This window comes from Streptomyces sp. NPDC090442, from assembly GCF_044769405.1.
In the GTDB taxonomy this organism is placed as follows: Bacteria; Actinomycetota; Actinomycetes; order Streptomycetales; family Streptomycetaceae; genus Streptomyces.
In genome coordinates this window covers 102929-125780 of record NZ_JBIVXW010000016.1, presented here as the reverse complement: position 1 = coordinate 125780, position 22852 = coordinate 102929, and the positions used below count along the sequence as shown (strand labels likewise).

The window sequence follows — 22852 nt, the reverse complement described above, 5'->3', positions numbered from 1 at the left end:
GGCGGAAGGCGTGGAACGGGCAGAACGGATGGAACCGGTAGATCGGGCGGAACCGGTGGATCGGGTGGGACTCGTGAGGTTCGCGAACATCCGGCGAGAAGTGGAAGAAAGAGTTCTGAGCGCGCACTGTGGATTTTCTGTTACATAACGGCGGTGCTTCGATCAAACAAGATCAGTACTGTCTTCCTCAGTGCGCCCCTCCCGGTTGATCGATGATCTGCCCGCCGGGGTGGTGGAGCGCGCTTCTTCGGTCAACACGACATATCAACAGGGGAGTTGGGCATGTCATCCTTGTTCTCGCGCCGGCGTCGGGTCCTCCGCACCGCCGCGACCTCCGCCGCGCTCGCGGTCGCCGTTCTCGGTCCGGCCTCCGGGGCCTTCGCCGCCGATGCCACGACGGCGGATTCCGCTGCCGGCACCCCCGCCGCCTCCGGCCACGAGGCCCCCGGCGGCGCCTCGACCCACACCGCGGAGCAGGCCAACGGTGGCGCGGGCGAGCAACGGCCGGGGACCGGCCGGCGCCCCGCGGACGCGCCGGCGGGCGAGAACACCAAGGACGGCAAGACCGAGGACGGCAAGACCAAGGACGGCAAGAGCGAGACGGCCGAGACCGGGGCGGAGAGGACCGAGGCCGCCAAGACCGAGGCGGGCAAGCGCACCGCCGGCAAGCCGGCCGCCGAGCGCACTGCCGCCGGGCAGCAGGCCCCCGACCGCTACGCCGGAGAGCCCGTCTACCTCGGCAACGGCCACGTCGCCGTGCTCCGCAACGACCCGGCCGCCGGCGGCCCCGAGGCATGGATCCGCTACGTCGGCCCCCACTGGCAGCCCGGCGACACCTACATGGTCCGGGTGGTGGGCCTCCTCGACCATGCGGACCGCACCGCCACCATCGGCGGGATGACCCTGCGCCTGCTCGACGCGGACGGCGCCGCCCCCAGGCTCCAGGTCACCGGCCCCCAGGGCACCAAGACCTACGCGCTGCCCCGGTCCACCAAGCCGGGCGTGAAGCCGGGCACCAAGCCGGGCGCGAAGCCGGTCAGTCAGCGCAAGGACTGCACCGTCACCGAGCGGCAGCCGATCGGCGCCGGGACCATGGCCGTGCTGACCAACGGCCCGAAGGGGCCGCGGGTGGCCTTCGAGGGCGCGGGCGACCCGCCCGAGCCGCTGCCCTACGTCCTGGACCACGCGCACCCCCAACTCCCCGAGAGCGCCGGCTTCCTGGCGAAGATCGTGGACGCCGACGGCGCCCGCCCGAAGCTGATCACCAACATGGAGGGCGGCGGCCACCCGGCCTCCACCACCCGCTTCCCCCAGGCCCCCCAGGGCTGCTCGATCCCGGTGGGCAAGGTCGCCGGCACCGGCACGAAGGCCGCCGTCGCCACCGATGCCGTCGCCACCGGCTCCGCCGTCAAGGCCGCCGGCGGCCAGACCAGGCTCGTCCCCACGGGCGCGGTCGCGGCCGGCGCCGAAGGCGTCGGCGACCCCGACCACACCCTCGTCTTCGCGGGTGGCGCGCTCGCCTCGGCCGGTGCCGCGGGCGTCGCGGTCGCGGTGCTGCGCCGCCGCCCGGACGCGGGTTCGCGGATGTGAGGCGCGCCCCCCAGGGGCGCGGGGCGGGCCGCCGGACCCTGGCGGCCTGCCTGTTCGCCCTGGCGCTCGGCGGCGCGCTGCTCGTCATCGGCCTGACGGGGAGCGGGCCGGCGAACGGCGCGCCGCCGGTGCACCTCGCCCCGGCCGCCGTCGCGCCCCCGAAGACCCCGGCGTCCCCGATGCCGGCCGCCGCGCCCGTACGGGTACGGATCCCGGCCGCCGGCGTGGACACCGGGCCGGTGCTGCGCCTCGGCCTCGCCGCCGACGGCACCGTCGAGGTGCCGCCCGTCGAGGACGCCGACCGCATCGGCTGGTACGACAAGGGCGTCACCCCCGGCGAGACCGGCCCCGCGATCCTCATCGGTCACTACGACACCGTCGAGGGCCCCGCCGTCATGAGGGACGTCGCCCGGATCAGGCCCGGGGACCGGATCCTCGTGGACCGGGCGGACGGCAGCACCGCCGCCTTCGCCGTCCGCGCGCTCCAACAGGTGGACAAGGAGCACTTCCCGACGCGGCGGGTCTACGGGAACACCCCGCGCCCCGAACTGCGCCTGATCACCTGCGGCGGCGACCTGCGCGACGGGCACCGGCCGGACAACATCATCGTCTACGCCGACCTGCTGCCACGGGGCGCCTGACCACCGCTTCACGGGTGCGGTCATTGATGCCGTAACGCAATATCCACGCCGTGTCCGACATCCGGACGGTCAGGCAGAATCTGCGGCATGACGAGCCCGGAACGGTCCACCACGCCCGCGCCGCAGTACGCGCAGCGCAGCTACCGCTCGCCGGCCGCCCTGGCCGGCGGCGTGCTGCTCATCGCGCTCGGCCTCTGGCTCGGCGCGGACGCCCTGCTGCGCGGCACGCCCCACACCAAGCTCACCGCGCTCTTCGCGCTGCTCCTCGCGGTGCCGCTGGTCGTCGCCTTCTCGCTGCGGCCGCTGGTGCGGGCGGACGAGGACCGGCTCCTGGTGCGCAACCCGTTCCGCACCGTCACCCTGCCCTGGTCCGCCGTGCAGGAGCTGCGCGCGACCTTCTCCGCCGAGGTGCTCACCGACGACGCCAAGTACCAACTCTGGGCGATCCCGGTCTCGTTGCGGCAGCGCAAGAAGGTCGCCCGGCAGGCGGCGCGCGGCCCGGCCCGCCCCCGCTTCGGCCTGAACACGGACGCCGGCCCGGTCCCCAAGGCGATGGCCGACCAGACCCTCGCCGAACTCCGCGAGATCAAGCAGCGCTCCGCGTACCGCAGCACCGCCGAGGGCACCCCCGAGGCGCGCTGGGCCTATGCGGTCCTGGCCCCGATCCTGGTGGGGGCGGTGGGGTTGGCGGTGATGGTGGCGCTGTAGGGCGCCCGTAGACGCGCGACGGGCCGGACTCCGAAGGGGAGTCCGGCCCGTCGCGCGTGCGCGTGGCGCGTCGGCCGTCTGCGGCGCTCCGTCAGATCCCGGCCGCCGCCGACAGGTCCCGCTTGATCGCGGCGAGGGTCGTCGTGGCCCTCTCACGGGCGGTCGGCAGGCCCGTCGCGTCGGCCACCGGCACCACGACCTCCAGGTAGCACTTGAGCTTGGGCTCGGTGCCGCTGGGGCGGACGACCACGCGGGCCGCCTCGATGCCGTCGGCGGGGGAGCCCGCCAGGTAGTAGCGCAGCCCGTCGGTGGGCGGCAGGTCGGGGCCGCCCGCGTTCAGGTCGTCGGCGCGGGAGACGGCCAGGCCCGCCAGCGCCGTCGGCGGCTGGGCGCGCAGCCGGCCCATCGCATCGGCGATCAGCGACAGGTCGGTGACCCGCACCGAGAGCTGGTCGGTGGCGTGCAGCCCGAACTCCACGGCCAGTTCGTCCAGGAGGTCGGACAGGCCGCGGCCGGACTGCTTCAGCTCGGCGGCCAGTTCGGTGATCAGCAGGGCCGCGGTGATGCCGTCCTTGTCGCGGACGCCCTCGGGGTCGACGCAGTAGCCCAGTGCCTCCTCGTAGGCGTACCGCAGGCCGTCCGCCCGGGCCAGCCACTTGAAGCCGGTCAGCGTCTCCTTGTAGGGCAGCGAAGCGCCGCCCGCGATACGGGACATGAGCTGGGAGGAGACGATGGTGGTCGCGAAGGTGCCGGTGGCGCCCTTGCGCACCAGCTGCGCGGCGAGCAGCGCGCCGACCTCGTCGCCGCGCAGCATCCGCCAGCCCTCCGGGGCACCGGGGTCCGGGACGGCGACGGCGCAGCGGTCGGCGTCCGGGTCGTTGGCGATGACGATATCGACGCCGCCCGGGGCCTTGGACCGGGCGGTGGCGAACGCGAGGTCCATCGCGCCCGGCTCCTCCGGGTTGGGGAAGGCGACCGTGGGGAAGTCCGGGTCCGGCTCGGCCTGTTCGGCGACGACCGTCGGGGCCGGGAAGCCGGCGCGGGCGAACGCGGCGACGAGGGTGTCCCGGCCGACGCCGTGCATCGGGGTGTAGACCACGTCGACGTCCCGGGCCGACCCGGGGGTGAGCACCGCGTCGGTGCGCTCCAGGTAGGCGGCGAGCACCGCGTCGTCCAGGGTCTCCCAACCGGCCTCCGGGCGGGGCACGTCGGCCAGGGAGCGGACCGCGGCGATCCGGTCGGCGATCTCGCCGTCCGCGGGCGGGACGATCTGCGAGCCGTCGCCGAGGTAGACCTTGTAGCCGTTGTCCCGCGGCGGGTTGTGGCTGGCGGTCACCTCGACGCCGGCCACCGCGCCCAGGTGCCGGATGGCGAACGCCAGGACGGGGGTGGGCAGCGGGCGCGGCAGGAGCGCGGCGCGCAGCCCCGCGCCGACCATCACGGCCGCGGTGTCCCGGGCGAAGTCGGCGCTCTTGTAGCGGGCGTCGTACCCGATGACGACCAGACCGTCGCCCTGCCCCTGGTCCTTGAGGTACGCGGCGAGGCCGGCCGCGGCCCGGATGACCACCGCGCGGTTCATCCGCATCGGGCCGGCGCCCAACTCGCCGCGCAGCCCGGCGGTGCCGAACTGGAGGGTGCCGGCGAACCGGGCCGCCAACTCCTCGTGCCGGTCCGCCTCGATGAGCCCGGCCAGCTCGTCCCGGGTCTCCGGGTCGGGGTCCTCGGCCAGCCACGTCTGGGCCCGGTCGATCAGCTCCGCGGGAACGGTAGCCACGTGATGCTCCTGCCTGTGGGTGCGATGTGGGGGAGGGGGTGCGTGACGGGCCGGCCGGGCGGACGCGTGGCGGCCGTCGGTCCCGTGTCCGCCGGTGGTCCGTGCCGGCCGCGGGATCGGGCCGGCAGGGGCGGGCGCTGCGGCCCGCCCGATGCCGGTGCCGGCTAGATCTTGCCGAGGACCCGGCCGAGCAGCGTGCCCATCGCGATCGCGGAGTCGCGGCCGGCCTGGAGCACCTCCTCGTGGTTCAGCGGCTCGCCCGTCATGCCGGCGGCGAGGTTGGTCACCAGGGAGATGCCGAGCACCTCGGCGCCGGCCTCGCGGGCCGCGATGGCCTCCAGGACGGTGGACATGCCGACCAGGTCGGCGCCCATGGTGCGGAGCATCCGGATCTCGGCCGGGGTCTCGTAGTGCGGGCCGGGGAGCTGGGCGTAGACGCCCTCCTCCAGGCTCGCGTCGACCTCCTTGCACAGCGCGCGCAGCCGCGGCGAGTACAGGTCGGTCAGGTCGACGAAGTTGGCGCCGGGGATCGGCGAGGTGGCGGTGAGGTTGAGGTGGTCGCTGATGAGCACCGGCTGGCCGGGGCGCATGCCGTCGCGCAGGCCGCCACAGCCGTTGGTGAGCACCACGGTCTTGCAGCCGGCGGCGACGGCGGTGCGGACGCCGTGCGCGACCGCGGCGACGCCGCGGCCCTCGTAGAAGTGGGTGCGGCCGAGGAAGACCAGGGCGTGCTTCTCGCCGATCTTGTACGAGCGGATCTTGCCGCCGTGGCCGGCGACGGCCGGCGGCGGGAAGCCGGGCAGCTCGGTGACCGGGAACTCGTGCTCGGGCGCGCCCAGGGCCTCGGCGGCCGGGGCCCAGCCGGAGCCCATGACCAGGGCGACGTCGTGCCGCTCGATGCCGGTGAGCTCGCGGAGGCGGGCGGCCGCCGCGTCCGCGGCGCCCTTCGGGTCGATGTCCGGGGTAACAGATGCGTTCACGCGGACGAGGGTAGCCGGTCTTCCCCTACGCGCGTAGATGTCACTGCCCACGGGTCTGTGGGCGCTGGCTTGTGGCTTTTGCCGAAGCGGCCAGGGGGTCGCGCGGGCGGACGGGAGGGGCCGCGTCAGCAGGGCCGCTTGCGGATCTCCATCACGTAGTCGTGCGGGGCGCCGGCGGACTCGGCCGCGTCGGCGATCTCGCCCAGGTAGCGCGCCGAGGGGAGGCCGCCCTCATAGCCGTTGAGGACGTAGATCCAGGCGGTCTCGTCGCCGTCGAGGGTGTGCACCCGGACCCGCATCCGGCGGTAGATGTCCAGGCCGACGCCCTCCCAGCGGTCCATCGACTCCTCGTCCCCGGGAGCGATGTCGTAGAGCGCGACGAAGAGCTGGGAGCCGGGGTCCTCGACGACCGTCGCCAGGGCGCCCTCCCACCCCATCTGCTCGCCGCCGAACGTGAGCCGCCAGCCGTTCAGCCAGCCGGTGCCGCGCAGCGGGGAGTGCGGAGCGCGGCGGGACATCAGCCGCGCGTCGAGGTTGCCGGCGTACGCGGCGTAGAGCGACATGCTTCCGAGGGTACGGGAGGTTCCCCGTTGGGCTCGTGGTACCGGAGGTTCGTACGAGGGCGGGGGAGTGCACATGCCCGGCGCCCGTGCCAGGGCCCCGAGCGCCCCCGGGGGAGAGGCACCGACGGGCGTGCGGGACAATGGAGTACGTGACTCGGATCGTGATCATCGGTGGTGGACCCGGCGGATACGAGGCGGCCCTGGTGGCGGCCTCGCTCGGCGCGGAGGTGACCGTCGTCGACTGCGACGGTCTGGGCGGGGCGTCGGTGCTGACCGACTGCGTCCCGTCGAAGACGCTCATCGCCACGGCCGAGGTGATGACCACCTTCGACTCCTCCTACGAGGAGTTGGGCATCATCGTCGAGGACGGCACCCCGGACGCGGACCACCCGGCCCGGGTCGTCGGGGTCGACCTCGGCAAGGTCAACCGACGGGTCAAGCGGCTCGCGCTGGCCCAGTCCCACGACATCACCGCCTCCGTCACCCGCGCCGGCGGCCGGGTGCTGCGCGGCCGCGGCCGGCTGGAGCCGGGGCAGGCGCCGGACGGCTCGCGCAAGGTCACGGTCACCGCCGCCGACGGCACGACCGAGGGCCTGATCGCCGACGCCGTGCTGATCGCCACCGGCGCCCACCCGCGCGAGATCCCCGACGCCCAGCCGGACGGCGAGCGGATCCTGAACTGGACGCAGGTCTACGACCTCACCGAGCTGCCCGAGGAACTCATCGTCGTCGGCTCCGGCGTCACCGGCGCCGAGTTCGCCGGCGCCTACCAGGCGCTGGGCTCCCGGGTCACCCTGGTCTCCTCGCGGGACCGGGTGCTGCCGGGCGAGGACCCGGACGCGGCCGCCGTGCTGGAGGACGTCTTCCGCCGCCGCGGGATGAACGTCATGGCGCGCTCCCGGGCGCAGTCCGCGAAGCGGGTGGGCGACCGGGTCGAGGTCACCCTCGCCGACGGCCGGACGATCTCCGGCACGCACTGCCTGATGGCGGTGGGCTCCATCCCCAACACCGAGGGGATCGGCCTGGAGAGCGCCGGCGTCCGGCTCAAGGACTCCGGCCACATCTGGACCGACAAGGTCTCCCGCACCACCGCCCCCGGCGTCTACGCGGCCGGCGACTGCACCGGCGTCTTCGCGCTGGCCTCCGTCGCCGCCATGCAGGGCCGGATCGCGATGTACCACTTCCTCGGCGACGCGGTCACCCCGCTCAACCTCAAGACGGTCTCCGCCAACGTCTTCACCGACCCCGAGATCGCCACCGTCGGCTACTCCCAGGCCGACGTCGACAACGGCGTGATCGACGCCCGGGTGGTCAAGCTGCCGCTGCTGCGCAATCCGCGGGCCAAGATGCAGGGCATCCGGGACGGCTTCGTGAAGCTGTTCTGCCGCCCCGGCACGGGCATCGTGGTCGGCGGCGTGGTCGTCTCGCCGCGGGCCAGCGAGCTGATCCACCCGATCTCGCTCGCGGTCGACAACAACCTGACGGTCGAGCAGATCGCCAGCGCCTTCACTGTCTACCCGTCGCTGTCCGGCTCGATCGCCGAGGTGGCCCGCCAGTTGCACACCCGGAAGGCGTCCGGCGCATGACCGGCGCCCGCCGGCGCACGCCAGGCGCCGGCGGGGTGGCGGGCCGCAAGCGGGCCCATGGAATATTTGTGCCCACGATGGGCACTTGGGGTGAAACGGTCCTGCATGGACGGGTCCGGACAACTCGCCCCGGAGTCCGCGGTTGGCGACCGAAGAGCGCAACTGACCAGGCAGCGCGTGGGTTTGTGCACGCACGGTGACGGGGACCGAGGCATGTGCATGCCGCATACCACGTGAAGCGATGCCGTGTGAACAACTTCCGTTAATTGGTGCAACCTGCTGAAAACAGACGGTCGTTGGCGTTACTGTCAGTTTCGTGTTCGCTGCAGAACGTCGCCAATTGATCCTAGAAATGGTGCGCGCCAACGGGGCCGTGTCGCTCCGTGAGCTCGCCCGCGTCGTCCAGACCTCCGAAGTGACCGTACGGCGCGACGTCCGGGCGCTGGAGGCAGAGGGACTGCTCGACCGCCGGCACGGCGGAGCGGTCCTACCGGGAGGTTTCACCCGGGAATCCGGCTTCCCGCAGAAGTCCCACCTCGCGACCGCCGAGAAGACGGCCATCGCCGATCTCGCGGCCGGTTTCGTCGAGGAGGGCGAGGCCATCGTCGTCGGCGCCGGGACCACCACCCAGGAGCTGGCCCGCCGGCTCGCCAGGGTGCCCGGCCTGACCGTCGTCACCAACTCCCTGCTGGTCGCCCAGGCGTTGGCCCATGCCAACCGCGTCGAAGTGGTGATGACCGGCGGGACCCTGCGCGGTTCCAACTACGCGCTGGTCGGCAGCGGTGCCGAGCAGTCGCTCCAGGGACTGCGGGTCTCCCGGGCCTTCCTGTCGGGCAGTGGTCTGACCGCCGAGCGCGGCCTGTCCACCTCCAACATGCTCTCCGCCAGCGTCGACCGGGCGCTGGTGCAGGCGGCGGGGGAGGTGGTGGTGCTCGCCGACCACACCAAGCTGGGCTCCGACACCATGTTCCAGACCGTGCCGACGGACGTCATCACCCGGCTGGTGACCGACGAGCCGCCCGCTCACGACGACCGGGCCGCCACGGAGCTCCAGGCGCTCGCCGACCAGGGCGTCCAGATCGCCGTCGCCAGCGGCTCGTTGCCCGGCCAGGCGCCGGGCGGGCCCGGTCTGGAGGCCGCCCCGCCCGAGCGCCGGGGCCCGCGGCGGGACGTGCCGCTGCCGGGCCAGCGGCGCAGCCACCCGGGCGCCCCGGCCGGCGCGCCCCAACTGCGGTCGGCGGGCTCGCTGGCGGACGGTCGGGTGGCCGATCTGGCGCCCCGGCGCCGCTGAGCGAGGCCGGGGGAGCGGGCGCCGGGCACGGCAGCACGGCCCGGCGTCGGCCGCCCCTGGCGGCGCCGGGGCCCGACGCTCCCGCGTCCGCCGGCCCCACCGGGGCTGGTCCGACGTGGCGTTGGGGCTGACGCGGCCGAGCGGGCCGACGGGGCCGGGAGGACGGCGTCGGAACGCCCCTACGCCGGCTCCGCCTTCAGGCCGCGCAGGGTCAACCTCAGCAGCCGGTCGGCCAGTTCGGGGTCGTCGGGGGACTCCTCGGCGGCCAGCGCGATGCCGTTGGTGAGCTGCATCAGGTCGCCGATGACGACGTCCCGGCGCACCGCACCGGCCTGTTGGGCCCGGGCCAGCAGCGCGGAGCCGGCCTCGCCGAGCGGCACGCTGCACCGCGCCATGCCCGAGCTCTCGTCCGCCGAGGCGGTCATCAGCGCCCGCGACAGGCCCCGGTAGGTGCTGGCGTGGGTGATCAGCGTGCGCAGCCAGTCGACCAGCGCGGTGCACGGTTGCGGTGCGTCGGCCAGCTCCCGGGCGTAGCCGAGCAGCGCCTCCACCTCGCCCTGGAAGACCGCGCCCATCAGGGCGGTGCGGTTGGGGAAGTGCCGGTAGAGGGTGCCGATGCCGACGCCGGCGCGGCGCGCGATGTCCTCCAGCGAGGTGTCCGTGCCGTGCTCGGTGAAGGCCGTCCGGGCCTCGGTCAGCAGCCGCTCGTAATTCCGGCGCGCATCGGCCCGCATGGGGCGTGCCGCGGGCGTCCCCACGGACGCCGGCGCCCCCGCCGGTGCGTGCGCCGCAGCGGCCCGCCGCTGCCCTGCCGTCTCGGTCGCCATCCGCCGTCCTTCCTCGATCCGGCCGGTCCTGGGGCCTGTCTGGTGGATCAGGGTCGGACAGGCCCTGGGCCCGGATGGGTCCAGCATGCCATCGCACCGCCGGCGGCCGGGCCGGGTGTGGATACCCCGGGCTCCGGTGGACGGGCGGCGGCCGGCCGGTGACGCCCCGGAATACCCCCCGCGTCGGGCCGGCGAACTCCTCGGGACGGCCGCAACGTCGTCGTTCCAAGGGCCATCAAACCAGGCGCAAAGAGGTCTTCCGGGGACGGTCCGGAGGCCGCCTTGGAAGTCTGGGGAACTACGCATGGGACTGACCAGCCGGCCGCTGCTGTACGTCACGATCACCCTCGCCGTGGCCTGCGTGGCACTCACGGTGTGGATCTGGCCCCGGCTCGCCGGGCGCGGGCCACGGGCGGTGCTGGGGCGGCTCGGTGCGATCGCCGCGACCCAGGTGGTGATCGTGGCCGTGCTCGGCCTGGTGGTGAACTCCAGCTTCCAGTTCTACGCGTCCTGGCACGAACTGCTCGGCCTCTACGACGGGGCGCCCGCCGCGGTCGGCAAGTGGGGCAACGAAGGCACCGCGGGGCCCGCCGGCGACCCGTCGAAGGGGTTGGTGCAGGCGTCCGGCCCGGAGGGGCTGGACAAGGTGCACGGGGTGCCCACGGGGCCGCCGGAGAAGAACGGCAAGGTCGAGACCGTGCGGATCGTCGGCAAGCGCACCAAGGTGGTGGACCCGGCCTACGTCTACCTGCCGCCGCAGTACTTCCAGAAGCAGTACGCCCGCCAACGCTTCCCCGTCATCGTCGCGCTCAGCGGCTACCCGGGCGGGATATTCCTGCTGGGCCAGCACCTCAGACTGCCCGAGACCGCCGCGAAGTTGATCCGCGACGGCTCCCTCCAACCGTCGGTCATCGTGATGCTGCGGCCCACCATCGCCCCGCCCCGGGACACCCAGTGCGTCGACGTCCCCGGCGGCCCGCAGGCCGAGACCTTCTTCGACCAGGACGTCCCCGAGGCCCTCAAGTCGCACTACCGGGTGGGCCACGACCCGTCCGCCTGGGGCGTCCTTGGCTACTCCTCCGGCGGCAGCTGCGCCCTCCAGCTCGCCATGCGCCACCCCCGCACCTACACCGCGGCGGCCGCCCTCTCGCCCGACTACAAGGTGTCCAACGACCCCACCACCGGGAACCTCTTCGGCACCGACAAGGACCGCGGCACCCGCCGCGAGCAGCACGACCTGATGTGGCGCCTGGCGCACCTGCCCGCCCCCGGTGTCAACGTGCTGATCGGCACCAGCCGCAGCGGCGAGAACAACTACCCGGCGGCCAAGGCGTTCCTGGCCGCGGTCCGCCCGCCCATGAAGGCGGACGCGATCGTCCTCGACCACGGCAGCCACAACTTCGCCACCTGGCGGCGCGAACTGCCCGCCGCGCTCCAGTGGATGAGCCGGACGCTGGTGTTCCCGGAGGAGGTCGTGGGCAAGTCGTAGCCGCCCGCGGCACCGCGGCGCACAAAGGGGCGGGCCCCCGGTCCGAAAGGCACCGGGGGCCCGCCCCTATGTACGGTCCTCAGGACCGCGTCAGTCCTTGATCTCGCAGATCACCGCGCCGGAGGTGAGGGCCGCGCCCACCTCGGCGGCCAGGCCCTTGACGGTGCCCGCGCGGTGCGCGTTGATCGGCTGCTCCATCTTCATCGCCTCCAGGACGACGACCAGTTCGCCCTCGGCGACCTGCTGGCCCTCCTCGACGGCGACCTTGACGATGGTGCCCTGCATCGGGGACGCCAGGGTGTCGCCGGAGGCCGCGCTGCCGGACTTCTTGGTGGCCTTCCGCTTGGGCTTGGCACCCCCGGCGACCGCGGCGCGGGCCAGCGGCATGCCGAGCGACGCCGGCAGCGAGACCTCCAGCCGCTTGCCGCCGACCTCGACCACGACGGTCTCGCGGGTGTCGGCCTCGCCCTCCTCGCCACCGGGCGCGGTGAACGGCGGGATCTCGTTGACGAACTCGGTCTCGATCCAGCGGGTGTGGACCGTGAACGGGTCGGCGGAGCCGGTGAGTTCGGGGGCGAACGCCGGGTCCTTGACGACCACGCGGTGGAACGTGAGGGCGGTGGCCATCCCCTCCACCTGGAACTCGTTCAGCGCCCGGGCGGCCCGCTGGAGGGCCTGCGCGCGGGTGGCGCCGGTGACGACCAGCTTGGCCAGCAGGGAGTCCCAGGCCGGGCCGATGACCGAGCCGGCCTCGACGCCGGCGTCCAGGCGGACGCCCGGGCCCGACGGCGCGTCGAACTTGGTGACCGTGCCGGGCGCGGGCAGGAAGTTGCGGCCCGGGTCCTCGCCGTTGATCCGGAACTCGAAGGAGTGGCCGCGCAGCGCCGGGTCGTCGTAGCCGAGCTCCTCGCCGTCGGCGATCCGGAACATCTCGCGGACCAGGTCCAGGCCGGTGACCTCCTCGGTGACCGGGTGCTCCACCTGGAGACGGGTGTTGACCTCCAGGAAGGAGATGGTGCCGTCCTGGCCCACCAGGAACTCGCAGGTGCCGGCGCCCTCGTAGCCGGCCTCCTTGAGGATGGCCTTCGAGGCGCGGTACAGCTCGGCGTTCTGCGCCTCGCTGAGGAACGGCGCGGGGGCCTCCTCGACCAGCTTCTGGTGGCGGCGCTGGAGCGAGCAGTCACGGGTGGAGACGACGACCACGTTGCCGTGCTTGTCGGCCAGGCACTGGGTCTCGACGTGCCGCGGGCGGTCGAGGTAGCGCTCGACGAAGCACTCGCCGCGGCCGAACGCGGCGACCGCCTCGCGGACCGCGGAGTCGTAGAGCTCGGGGACCTCTTCGAGGGTGCGGGCGACCTTCAGGCCGCGGCCGCCGCCGCCGAACGCCGCCTTGATCGCGATCGGCAGGCCGTGCTCCTTGGCGAACGCGACGACCTCGTCGGCCCCGGAGACCGGGTCCGGGGTGCCGGCGACCAGCGGGGCGCCGGCGCGCTGGGCGATGTGCCGGGCCGCGACCTTGTCACCGAGGTCGCGGATGGCGTGCGGCGGGGGGCCGATCCAGGTCAGCCCGGCGTCGAGCACGGCCTGCGCGAACTCGGCGTTCTCGGAGAGGAAGCCGTAGCCGGGGTGGATGGCGTCCGCGCCGGAATCGGCGGCCGCCTGAAGGACTTTGGCGAAGTCCAGGTAGCTGGTGGCAGGGGTGTCACCGCCCAGGGCAAAAGCCTCGTCCGCGGCACGGACGTGCAGGGCGTCCCGGTCCGGGTCGGCGTAGACCGCTACGCTCCCGATCCCGGCGTCCCGGCATGCACGGGCAACGCGGACAGCGATTTCGCCACGGTTGGCGATGAGCACCTTGCGCACGATGGGTCCTTCCTGGGCGCTACGCCGCAACACACTGAACGCAGCGAGTTTAGGGACTGGCGACACCGCGTGCCGACCCGTTCCCTGGGGTGAGCTTGCCCACACGGAGCGTGCACGTGGCGATGATGAGGGACCAAAGTCCGTTGGAATCCCAGGGTAGGCCCGGATTCCACGGCTCCGGCTCGCGGCACGGTGTGGCCTAGGTCTCGAACTGTGGACGTCCGGCGAACCGTCAATTCTTTGTGGAGTCCCTACGAATGGGCGAGTGAAAGTTTTCGGGTGAGCGCGGCGGTCGGGGGCGGGGGGAAGGGGGTCGGATGTCGGCGTGTAGAACCCTTGCCGTGACCGTTACCCGTTAGTAGCGTTCGTGATGCTTTCTGTACTCCCGGTAACGGCTCGTCGGGGCGGCGCGCGGTCGTGCGCGGCGGCGCGGGCCGGCGGAGGAAATGGGGTGGCGGCATGGTGGCGGCGCGCAGACCGGTGGCCCTGGTGGCGGCGGTGGTGCTGATCCTGGAGGCGGCCGGAATCCTGCTGCTGAACTGGATCCTGAGCATCGTGGTCGACCGGCAGCAGATGTCCCTGGCCGGGCTGCGGCCCGGCGCCATGTCCGCCGGCGCCTGGGCCGGCGGCGCGCTCTTCGCCCTCTTCCTCCTCTTCTGCGCCGCCGTGTTGCTCTACGGCGGCGCCCGCGACCGGGCGCCGGGACGTCTCCCGCGCCTCGCGCTGATCTGCTGCGCCGTGGTGCACGGCGTCCTCGGGGCGCTCGCCGTCGGGCTGGTCGGCTGGCCGGCGTTCGCCGCCGCGATGGCGGTGCTGGCGCTGCTCGTGCTGACCCTGGTCGCCTACGCCGATCCCCGTCCCGCCCCGGCGCCGACCGAGGACCCCGCCACCGCCTGACGGTCGAACTCCCCGCCCCGCGGCCCCCGTTGGGCGCCGCCCCGCGGCCGTCCCGCGCGCCCCTGCCGGCTCCTCGCGCCGTTCGCCGCACGCACGCACGTACGCCCGGACGGACGGGCGGGGCCGCGCCGCCCGTCAGCTTCCCGCGGGCTTCCCCGCCGGTGCGTGCTCCCGCAGGATCTCCATGAACGCCCGCATCCACTCCGGGTGGTCCGGCCACGCGCGGGCCGACACCATCTTGCCGTCCACCACCGCCGGGCCGTCCACGAAGACTCCGCCGCCCAGCTCCACCTCCGGTGCGCACGCCGGGTACGCGGCCGTCCGGCGGCCCTTGAACACCCCGAGCGGGGCCAGCGCGAGGGCCGCGTGGCAGATGTGCGCGACCGGCTTGTCCGCGTCGAAGAAGTGGCCGACCACGCGGCGGAAGTCCGGGTCGTGCCGCAGGTATTCGGGCCCCCGGCCGCCGGGCAGGACCAGCGCCTCGTACTCCGCCGGATCGACCTCGGACAGCGCCGCGTCGGCCGGCCAGGAGTGGCCCGCGGTCTCCGTGTAGGTGTCGTAGCCCTCGACGAAGTCGTGCGTGACGAACCGCAGTTTCTTCCGTGTGGGCGCCGCGACGCGGACCTCGTAACCCTCCTCCAGCAGCCGCTGGTACGGGTAGAAGAACTCCAGGTCCTCACTGGCGTCACCGGCGACGATCAGGATCTTGGCCATGCGGAACACTCCTCGCGGTTCGGTCGTCTCGGAACCATCGGTTCCCCGACGACCCGCCCCACTCACCGCCCGGCCGGAAATCGCCGCCCCGCGCCCCTCAGGCCCAGAGGTCCGTGATCGCGATGCCCAGGTCGGCCAGCAGGCGGCGGAAGAGCGGCAGCGACAGGCCGATGACGTTGCCCGGGTCGCCGTCGATCCCGTCGATGAACGGCGCCGAGCGGCCGTCGAGGGTGAACGCACCGGCCACGTACAGCGGTTCACCGCTGGCCACGTAGGCGGCGATCTCCGCGTCGGTCGGCTCGCCGAAGCGGACCGTGGTGGACGCGGTGGCGCTGGTCTGCCGGCCGGACGCGGTGTCGATCACGCAGTGACCGGTGCGCAGGATCCCGGACCGGCCGCGCATCGACTTCCACCGGGCGGTGGCGTCCTCGGCGTCCGCCGGCTTGCCCAGCGCCCGCCCGTCCAGCTCCAGCACCGAGTCGCAGCCGACGACCAGCGCGCCCGCCGCCTCCGGACGGGCCGCGACCGCCGCGGCCTTCGCCTCGGCCAGCACCCGCGCCAGTTCCTCCGGGGTGGCGGCGGTCAGCGCGTCCTCGTCCACCCCGCTGACCACGACCTCCGGCGCCAGCCCGGCCTGCCGGAGCAGGCCGAGACGGGCCGGGGACTGGGAGGCGAGGACGAGGCGGCGGGCGCGGGGAGCTTCGGTCATGCCCGCCATCGTACGGAGGCCACGGGGGTCAGCGGGCCCGGGCCCGGCGCCGGCCGGCCCACAGCGCCAGCCACCCCAGCAGGGCGCCGAGCGCGGCCCCCAGGGTGTTGTGCGCCCAGTCCGCCGGCTGGCAGTCCCGCACCGGGTCGAGGGTCTGCACCAGTTCGACGGCGGCCCAGGTGACGGAGATGCCCAGCGGCACCAGCAGCGGCCGCCGGGTCGCCAGCACCCCGCACAGCGCCGGCGGGATCCACAGCAGTACGTTGACCGCCTGGTGCCCGGCGCCCGCGCCCAGCGTCCGGACGCCGGCGCCGCCCTCCACCACGCAGGCGTGCAGCCGCCCGACCACGCCCGGCGCGAACTGGTCGGGGAGGGTGATCCCCAGGCACAGCGCGAAGGTCAGCAGGAAGAGCAGGGCCGGCACCGGCGGCCAGCCGCGGCGGCGGACCAGCGGGCGCCACGCCACCACCGCGCCCAGCAGCGCCACCGCGGTCAGCCCGGCCATCACCAGCGCGTGCGCCGTCGGGGACATCAGCGCCGCCCCCTCACGCCGCCACCGCGAGCCGGGTCGCCGGGCGCCGTACCGGGAACGAATCAATGGTCAGCATTGGGCGAATGTAGGGCGGCCACGCGTAAGTTCTCGATAAGTCCCGCCGGACCTCCACGGCGCGCGCACAGAAATCAACTGGGCTGAATTCGCCGCCCCTTCGCGCAAAACGGCAAAAGGCGGGCCGGGCCCGGTACTTGCGGGAGATCGTTTCCCCGCTTTCCCGGCCGCCCGGCCCGCCGCGTTCCGCAGTGCGGTCAGCCCTTGTTCAGCACCGCCTGCATCACCGATTTCGCGATCGGTCCGCCCAGCTTTCCACCGGCGATCTCCGACCGCGGAATGCTCATGTCCTTCGGGTCGACGAAGACCGCCACCGCCACCGGCGAACTGCCGTCCGGCAGCTTCGCGTACGAGACGAACCACGCGTACGGCCGCTCGTCGTTCACGTTCGCGCCGTGCTGTGCGGTACCGGTCTTGCCGCCGACCGTCACCCCGTCGATCTTCGCCTTCGACGCGGTGCCGTCCGAAACGGTGTACTCCATCATTTCCTGCACCTTCAGCGCGGTGTCCTTGGAAACCGCCTGCGGGTCATCGGGATGGAGCGGCTCCGGATCGATCTTCTCGATCGTGGACAGGTCCGGTCCGCGCAACTCCTCGACCATGTACGGCTTCATCACCTTGCCGTTGTTGGCGATACCGGCGGCGACCATCGCCATCTGCAGCGGAGTGCTGGTCACGCTGCCCTGGCCCATGCCGGTCAGCGCGGTCTGCGGCTGGTCGAGCTTCTTCGGATAACCGCTCACCGCGGAACGCACCGGAACGAACTCCTCGGCGTTGAACCCGAATTTCTCCGCGGTCTCCCGCATCTTGTCGGTGCCCAACTTGTGCGCCGCGTCCAGGAAGACGTTGTTGCAGGACCACTGCATGCCCGTCTTCAGCGACGCCTTGTCGCACGGCGCCCCCACCACGTCGTTGCCGACCTGCGTACGGGTCTGCGGCAGGGTGTAGGGCGCCGGGGCGCCGGAGGAGGCGTTGATGTCGGTGACCGTGCCGTGCTCCAGGGCCGCCGCGGCGGTCAGCACCTTGAACGTCGAGCCGGGCGGGTAGATCTCGCGCAGCGCCCGGTTGTTCATCGGCTTGCTCTTGTCGGCGTCCAGCGCCAGGTACTTCTTGCCCTCGTCGGTCGACAGCCCCGCGAACGTCGACGGGTCGTACGACGGCGTGCTGGCCATCGCCAGGATCTTGCCGGACCGCGGGTCGAGGGCGACCACCGCACCGTTGGCGTGCAGGTCCGTGAGTCCCTTGTAGGCGGCCTTCTGCGCCTTCTCGCTGATCGTGGTGAGGACATCGCCGCCGCGCGGCTTCTCGCCCGTCAGCATCCCGCGCGCCCGGTTGAAGAAGAGCCGGTCGTCCTTGCCGTTGAGCACCTTCTTGTAGACGCCCTCCAGCATGGTCTCGCCGGCCGCCTGCCGGGCGTAGCCGGTGATCGGGGCGTACATCGCGCCGTCGGTGTACGTCCGCTTGTACTTGAAGTCGCCGCTGGTCTCCACCGACCCGGTGATCGGCTTGCCGCCCACGATGATGTTGCCCAGCGGATACGAGTACGCCTCGATCTTGACCCGCCGGTTGTGCTCGTCGTTCGCGAGCTCGTCGCTCTGCACGAACTGCACCCAGGTCACCCGGACCAGCAGGGCGACCACCAACACCCCGCAGAAGACGGCTATGTGTCTGAGTGGCCTGTTCATGAACTCCCCTCCGCCGGCCGGCCGCTGAAGATCATCGCGACCGGGTGCCCGAATTGCACTGTCGAGAGAGAAAGATGCGTGTTCGGCCGCCGTGGTTGCAAGGGGTGACGAGACCCACGTGACGGAAGTGACAGCAGGTCGCAGGAAAACGTCGGAACCGACCGTCCCGAAGAGGCATCACTTGATCACGACGACGAGCGTCCCCACCATGATCGCCGCGGCCAGCACGATGCCCATCCGACGGAGCTTGGCCTGCACCTCGCGCAGCTCCTCGGGCGGTTCGTCGGGTGGATCGGACCACAGCATGGCCTCGATCCTCCCGCCCCCAACGGCAACGGCGCCTGAGTACGCGTACTCAGGCGCCGCACCGCGGAGGACTAGTCAGTGCACAATGCACCGACCACCGGCGCACCGCGTGGCGACCCGCGCCACACGTTCACCGCCAGCACCTCACCGCGGCCAATAACTGGTCCGCCACGCCCGCGGCCCCGGATGCGGCAACCGCGACCGGGCCGGCACCGTCGCCGCCGGATCCGCCCACTCGCCGCCCCGGCCACCCGCCTCCGGCGCGCCGCCCGCGGCCACCGCCGCCGCCCGCGCCTTCACCACCGCCAGCGCGGCGGCCAACTCCTCCGGCGTGGGATTGCCCCGCACCACCTTGATCATCGACAACCGACCTCCTCCGACGGGCACCAACGCGGACTACAGCGGGATGTTGCCGTGCTTCTTCGGCGGCAGCGCCTCCCGCTTGTTGCGCAGCGTGCGCAGCCCGCGGACGATGTGCCGCCGGGTCTCGGACGGCATGATGACCGCGTCGACGTAGCCCCGCTCGGCCGCGACGTAGGGATTCAGCAGCGCGTCCTCGTACTCCCGGATCAACTCCTGGCGCCGGGAGTCCTGCTGGGCCGGGTCCTCGATCGCCGCCAGTGTCCGCCGGTGCAGGATGTTCACCGCGCCCTGCGCCCCCATCACCGCGATCTGCGCCGTCGGCCACGCCAGGTTCAGATCCGCACCCAGGTGCTTGGACCCCATGACGTCGTACGCGCCGCCGAACGCCTTCCGCGTGATCACGGTGATCAGCGGAACCGTCGCCTCCGCGTACGCGTAGATCAACTTGGCGCCGCGCCGGATGATCCCGTCGTACTCCTGGTCCGTCCCCGGCAGGAACCCCGGCACGTCGACGAAGGTCAGCACCGGGATGTTGAACGCGTCGCAGGTCCGCACGAACCGCGCGGCCTTCTCGCTCGCGTTGATGTCCAGACAACCGGCGAACTGCATCGGCTGGTTGGCCACCACGCCGACCGAGTGGCCCTCCACCCGCCCGAACCCGGTCAGGATGTTCGGCGCGAACAGCGCCTGGGTCTCCAGGAATTCACCGTCGTCCAGCACGTGCTCGATCGCCGTGTGCATGTCGTACGGCTGGTTCGCCGAGTCCGGGATCAACGCGTCCAGTTCGCGGTCCGCGTCCGAGACCTCAAGGTCCACCTCCTCAGCGAACGCCGGCGGGTCCGAGAGGTTGTTGGACGGCAGGTACGACAGCAGGCCCTTGACGAAGTCGATGGCGTCCTTCTCGTCGCCCGCCATGTGGTGCGCCACGCCCGAGGTGGTGTTGTGCGTCCGGGCCCCGCCCAGCTCCTCGAAGCCGACGTCCTCGCCGGTGACCGTCTTGATGACGTCCGGCCCGGTGATGAACATGTGCGAGGTCTGGTCGACCATCACCGTGAAATCCGTTATGGCCGGCGAATACACCGCGCCGCCCGCGCACGGACCCACGATCAGGGAAATCTGCGGCACCACGCCCGACGCGTGCACATTGCGGCGGAAAATCTCCGCGAACAGCCCGAGGGCGGCCACCCCCTCCTGAATCCGGGCGCCCCCGCCGTCATTGATCCCGATGACCGGGCAGCCGTTCTTCAGTGCGAAGTCCATCACCTTGACGATCTTCTCGCCGTAGACCTCGCCCAGCGAGCCGCCGAAGATGGTGAAATCCTGCGAATACACGCACACCGGCCGCCCGTCGACGGTCCCGTAACCCGTGACGACGCCATCTCCGTACGGCCGGTTCTTCTCGATCCCGAAATTCGTCGACCGGTGCCGCGCGAACTCGTCCAACTCGACGAACGAGCCCTCGTCCAAGAGGAGATCGATGCGCTCACGCGCCGTCAACTTCCCCTTGGCGTGCTGCTTTTCCACCGCGCGGGCGGAGCCGGCATGCGTGGCTTCCTCGACCCGCCGCTGCAGATCCGCCAATTTGCCCGCGGTGGTGTGGATGTTCGCTTGCGGTTCGGACATCGGGATGCGGCTCCTGCTCGTCCTGGACTGGCACTCGTACGAAAGGGAGGTACGGGTGTGGCTACCGCCTCGTAGCGTATCGGCGGGACTGCTCTGCGGCACTGCGTCGTTGACCACACCTAGGCTGGAGCCATGACGCCTCAACCACCGGAAAACCGGGACAAAGACGCCGGTCGCTGGAGCGATCTCGGCCGCCCGCCGCTGAATGCCAACGCGCTCCGCCGGGCCCTCGTCCGGCCCGGTTCGCTGTGGTCCTCCCTGGACGTCGTCCCCACCACCGGGTCGACCAACACCGACCTCGCGGACCGAGCCGCCGCCGGCGAGCTGCGCGAGGGCGCCGTGCTCGTCGCCGAGGAACAGTCCGCCGCCCGCGGCCGCCTGGACCGCCGCTGGTCCGCGCCGCCCCGCTCCGGCCTCTTCGTCTCCGTCTACCTCACCCCCGCCGTCCCGGCCGTCCGTTGGAGCTGGCTCCCGCTCCTCGCCGGCGTGGCCACCGCCACCGCCCTCTCCCGCACCGCCGGCGTCGACACCGCCCTGAAGTGGCCCAACGACGTCCTGGTCACCGTGGACGACGCCGAACGCAAGACCGGCGGCATCCTCGCCGAACGCGCCGCCGACGGCGTCGTCCTCGGCATCGGCCTCAACGTCACCCTCACCGCCGACGAACTCCCCGTCCCCACCGCCGCCTCGCTCGCCCTCGCCGGCGCCCGGAACACCGACCGCGACCCGCTGCTCCGCGCCGTCCTCCGCTCCCTGGAGCACTGGTACGGCGAGTGGCAGGCGGCGGACGGCGACCCGGCGGCGTGCCGCCTCCAGGAGGCGTACGCGGCGGGCTGCGCGACGCTGGGCCGCCACGTGCGGGCGATCCTCCCCGGCGACCGCTCCGTCGAGGGCGAGGCCGTCGCCCTCGACGCCGACGGCCGCCTCGTCCTGGCCACCGCCGACGGCGTCCAACAACCCGTCGACGCCGGCGACATCGTTCACCTGCGCCCGGCGGCGGGCGACGGTTACGCGTAGCGCCTTCCTCCCCCGTCGGGATTGCGCCGGCTCGGCGGTTCCGCCGGGTGCCGGTGGTCGGGGCGAGCGCCCCGGCCACCACGAAGTCGGGCAGCCGGCTCCCTGGGGCGGCCGTCGACAACCCCCTCCGCCGGTACGGCGAGTGCCACCCATCGGCGGGGTCCGGCGGGGAACGAACGGGGCGTCACCGCGACGTGGGCCGCAGCGACCACGTGAGGCAGAGCACACCTGCCGTATCGTTGAGGCGGTCCGTCAGGGAGCGGATCACGGGCGAGCGGGCAGATCGGAAGGGCAGTGCGCAGGGATCGGACAGGGAGTGGCCGGTGACCGCGGACGACTCGGGGACCACCCCGCGCGGGGCGGACGCCGAGGGCGACGCGGTGGGCGAGGCCCCCGCGGGCGAGCCCGCGGGTGATCCCGCAAGCAGCGACGGCACGGCCAATGCCGCGGAAGACAACGGCGAAGGCGAGGACGAGGGCAACGGCGAGAACAACATCGCCGTGAAGCTGGAACAGCTCATCATCGGTGCCGAGCGCCGCTACACGCCGTTCCAGGCGGCCCGCAGCGCCGGCGTCTCGATGGACCTCGCGGCGCGCTTCTGGCGGGCCATGGGATTCGCGGACATCGGCCAGGTCAAGGCCCTCACCGAGGCCGACGTGCTGGCCCTGCGCCGGCTCGCCGGTCTGGTCGAGGCGGGGCTGCTCAGCGAGGCGATGGCCGTGCAGGTCGCCCGTTCCACGGGCCAGACCACCGCACGGCTGGCCGACTGGCAGATCGACTCCTTCCTGGAGGGGCTGACGGAGCCCCAGGACTCCGGCCTGACCCGTACGGAGATCACGTACCCGCTGGTCGAGCTGCTCCTCCCGGAGTTGGAGGAGTTCCTGGTCTACGTGTGGCGGCGGCAGCTCGCCGCGGCGACCGGACGGGTCGTCCAGGCCCAGGACGACGCGGAGATGGTGGACCGTCGGCTGGCGGTCGGGTTCGCCGACCTGGTCGGGTTCACCCGGCTGACCCGGCGGCTGGAGGAGGAGGAACTCGGCGAGCTGGTCGAGGCGTTCGAGACCACCGCCGCGGACCTGGTCGCCGCGCACGGCGGGCGGCTCATCAAGACCCTCGGGGACGAGGTGCTGTTCGCGGCGGACGACGCCGGGGTGGCCGCCGAGATCGGGCTGCGGCTCATCGAGACCATGGGCCACGACGAGACGATGCCCGAGCTGCGGGTGGGCATCGCGTTCGGCACGGTCACGACCCGTATGGGCGACGTCTTCGGGACGACCGTCAACTTGGCGAGCCGGCTGACCTCGATAGCGCCGAGGGATGCCGTGCTGGTGGACGAGGCGTTCGCGGAGGAGCTGGGGCGCACCGGCGATGCGCCGGTCTCCGAGGCGGACGCCGCGGCCGCGGAGAAGGCCGCCCAGGAGGGCACCGGCAGCCCGCCGCCCCCGTACCGCTTCGCGTTGCAGCCGATGTGGCAGCGGCCGGTGCGCGGGCTGGGCGTCGTCGAGCCGTGGATGTTGACCCGGCGCGGGTGAGGTGCGCCCGGCCGGGTCGGCCCCTGCCGTAAACCGCCGTGAGCTGACATGATCCTCGGGCGATCAGGTCAACGAGCGTTAACCGGTAAT

At 72.8% G+C, this 22852-nt stretch carries 21 protein-coding genes; 9 read left to right on the top strand and 12 right to left on the bottom strand.

From position 1 onward, the window contains the following. Nucleotides 1-282: 282 nt before the first annotated feature. From ACIQU6_RS14305 to ACIQU6_RS14295, 3 genes are all read left to right on the top strand, one after another. Nucleotides 283-1590, top strand: coding sequence for a hypothetical protein (locus ACIQU6_RS14305; RefSeq protein WP_403481904.1), 1308 nt, complete (start codon nt 283-285; stop codon nt 1588-1590). Continuing rightward, on the top strand, nt 1587-2231 hold the full coding sequence (locus tag ACIQU6_RS14300; protein ID WP_403481903.1) for a class F sortase: 645 nt from the start codon (nt 1587-1589) through the stop codon (nt 2229-2231). The genes ACIQU6_RS14305 and ACIQU6_RS14300 overlap by 4 nt, the downstream gene beginning before the upstream one ends. 87 nt (nt 2232-2318) lie before the next feature. Next, nucleotides 2319-2939 carry a PH domain-containing protein gene (locus ACIQU6_RS14295; protein ID WP_403481902.1) on the top strand — a complete coding sequence of 207 codons (621 nt, stop codon included), beginning with the start codon at nt 2319-2321 and terminating at the stop codon, nt 2937-2939. 91 nt (nt 2940-3030) lie between these two features. Here the strand turns inward: ACIQU6_RS14295 and ACIQU6_RS14290 are convergent, their stop codons facing one another. From ACIQU6_RS14290 to ACIQU6_RS14280, 3 genes are all read right to left on the bottom strand, one after another. Next, nucleotides 3031-4713: a phospho-sugar mutase gene (locus tag ACIQU6_RS14290; RefSeq protein ID WP_403481901.1), complete on the bottom strand. Its 1683-nt coding sequence runs from the start codon at nt 4711-4713 to the stop codon at nt 3031-3033. A gap of 164 nt (nt 4714-4877) precedes the next feature. Next, complete coding sequence (locus ACIQU6_RS14285; protein WP_403481900.1) at nt 4878-5693, bottom strand: purine-nucleoside phosphorylase; 816 nt, start codon at nt 5691-5693, stop codon at nt 4878-4880. Between the two features lie 125 nt (nt 5694-5818). Continuing rightward, complete coding sequence (locus ACIQU6_RS14280; protein ID WP_274913672.1) at nt 5819-6256, bottom strand: gamma-glutamylcyclotransferase; 438 nt, start codon at nt 6254-6256, stop codon at nt 5819-5821. Between the two features lie 140 nt (nt 6257-6396). Here ACIQU6_RS14280 and ACIQU6_RS14275 point away from each other — a divergent pair, with 140 nt between their 5' ends. Both ACIQU6_RS14275 and ACIQU6_RS14270 read left to right on the top strand, forming a co-directional pair. Further along, nucleotides 6397-7842, top strand: coding sequence for an NAD(P)H-quinone dehydrogenase (locus ACIQU6_RS14275; protein WP_274913671.1), 1446 nt, complete (start codon nt 6397-6399; stop codon nt 7840-7842). A gap of 316 nt (nt 7843-8158) precedes the next feature. Continuing rightward, complete coding sequence (locus ACIQU6_RS14270; protein WP_383421208.1) at nt 8159-9133, top strand: DeoR/GlpR family DNA-binding transcription regulator; 975 nt, start codon at nt 8159-8161, stop codon at nt 9131-9133. 179 nt (nt 9134-9312) lie between these two features. Here the strand turns inward: ACIQU6_RS14270 and ACIQU6_RS14265 are convergent, their stop codons facing one another. After that, nucleotides 9313-9960, bottom strand: coding sequence for a TetR/AcrR family transcriptional regulator (locus tag ACIQU6_RS14265; protein ID WP_403481899.1), 648 nt, complete (start codon nt 9958-9960; stop codon nt 9313-9315). Between the two features lie 304 nt (nt 9961-10264). Here ACIQU6_RS14265 and ACIQU6_RS14260 point away from each other — a divergent pair, with 304 nt between their 5' ends. Next, nucleotides 10265-11449: an alpha/beta hydrolase gene (locus ACIQU6_RS14260; protein WP_403481898.1), complete on the top strand. Its 1185-nt coding sequence runs from the start codon at nt 10265-10267 to the stop codon at nt 11447-11449. A 90-nt stretch (nt 11450-11539) separates the two neighbouring features. Here the strand turns inward: ACIQU6_RS14260 and ACIQU6_RS14255 are convergent, their stop codons facing one another. Continuing rightward, on the bottom strand, nt 11540-13309 hold the full coding sequence (locus ACIQU6_RS14255; RefSeq protein ID WP_403481897.1) for an acetyl/propionyl/methylcrotonyl-CoA carboxylase subunit alpha: 1770 nt from the start codon (nt 13307-13309) through the stop codon (nt 11540-11542). A gap of 459 nt (nt 13310-13768) precedes the next feature. Between ACIQU6_RS14255 and ACIQU6_RS14250 the strand changes: the two genes are divergently transcribed. Continuing rightward, nucleotides 13769-14206, top strand: a complete 438-nt coding sequence (locus ACIQU6_RS14250; RefSeq protein WP_403481896.1) for a hypothetical protein — start codon at nt 13769-13771, stop codon at nt 14204-14206. A 135-nt stretch (nt 14207-14341) separates the two neighbouring features. Here the strand turns inward: ACIQU6_RS14250 and ACIQU6_RS14245 are convergent, their stop codons facing one another. The 7 genes from ACIQU6_RS14245 to ACIQU6_RS14215 all read right to left on the bottom strand — a co-directional run bounded on the left by ACIQU6_RS14245 (nt 14342) and on the right by ACIQU6_RS14215 (nt 20213). Continuing rightward, nucleotides 14342-14920 carry a DJ-1/PfpI family protein gene (locus ACIQU6_RS14245; protein WP_403481895.1) on the bottom strand — a complete coding sequence of 193 codons (579 nt, stop codon included), beginning with the start codon at nt 14918-14920 and terminating at the stop codon, nt 14342-14344. Nucleotides 14921-15017: 97 nt separating this feature from the next. Then, nucleotides 15018-15629 carry a Maf family protein gene (locus ACIQU6_RS14240; RefSeq protein WP_403481894.1) on the bottom strand — a complete coding sequence of 204 codons (612 nt, stop codon included), beginning with the start codon at nt 15627-15629 and terminating at the stop codon, nt 15018-15020. A 28-nt stretch (nt 15630-15657) separates the two neighbouring features. Then, on the bottom strand, nt 15658-16161 hold the full coding sequence (locus ACIQU6_RS14235) for a hypothetical protein (protein ID WP_403481893.1): 504 nt from the start codon (nt 16159-16161) through the stop codon (nt 15658-15660). A gap of 272 nt (nt 16162-16433) precedes the next feature. Continuing rightward, on the bottom strand, nt 16434-17921 hold the full coding sequence (locus ACIQU6_RS14230; protein WP_403481892.1) for a peptidoglycan D,D-transpeptidase FtsI family protein: 1488 nt from the start codon (nt 17919-17921) through the stop codon (nt 16434-16436). A 177-nt stretch (nt 17922-18098) separates the two neighbouring features. Beyond that, nucleotides 18099-18227 carry a morphogenic membrane protein MmpB gene (gene mmpB / locus ACIQU6_RS14225; protein WP_274913662.1) on the bottom strand — a complete coding sequence of 43 codons (129 nt, stop codon included), beginning with the start codon at nt 18225-18227 and terminating at the stop codon, nt 18099-18101. Nucleotides 18228-18371: 144 nt separating this feature from the next. Then, nucleotides 18372-18587, bottom strand: coding sequence for an acyl-CoA carboxylase epsilon subunit (locus ACIQU6_RS14220; RefSeq protein ID WP_383421298.1), 216 nt, complete (start codon nt 18585-18587; stop codon nt 18372-18374). A 36-nt stretch (nt 18588-18623) separates the two neighbouring features. Next, on the bottom strand, nt 18624-20213 hold the full coding sequence (locus ACIQU6_RS14215) for an acyl-CoA carboxylase subunit beta (protein ID WP_403481891.1): 1590 nt from the start codon (nt 20211-20213) through the stop codon (nt 18624-18626). Nucleotides 20214-20345: 132 nt separating this feature from the next. Between ACIQU6_RS14215 and ACIQU6_RS14210 the strand changes: the two genes are divergently transcribed. Continuing rightward, nucleotides 20346-21230: a biotin--[acetyl-CoA-carboxylase] ligase gene (locus ACIQU6_RS14210; RefSeq protein ID WP_403481890.1), complete on the top strand. Its 885-nt coding sequence runs from the start codon at nt 20346-20348 to the stop codon at nt 21228-21230. A 323-nt stretch (nt 21231-21553) separates the two neighbouring features. Beyond that, on the top strand, nt 21554-22762 hold the full coding sequence (locus ACIQU6_RS14205; RefSeq protein ID WP_403481889.1) for an adenylate/guanylate cyclase domain-containing protein: 1209 nt from the start codon (nt 21554-21556) through the stop codon (nt 22760-22762). Nucleotides 22763-22852 lie beyond the last annotated feature (90 nt).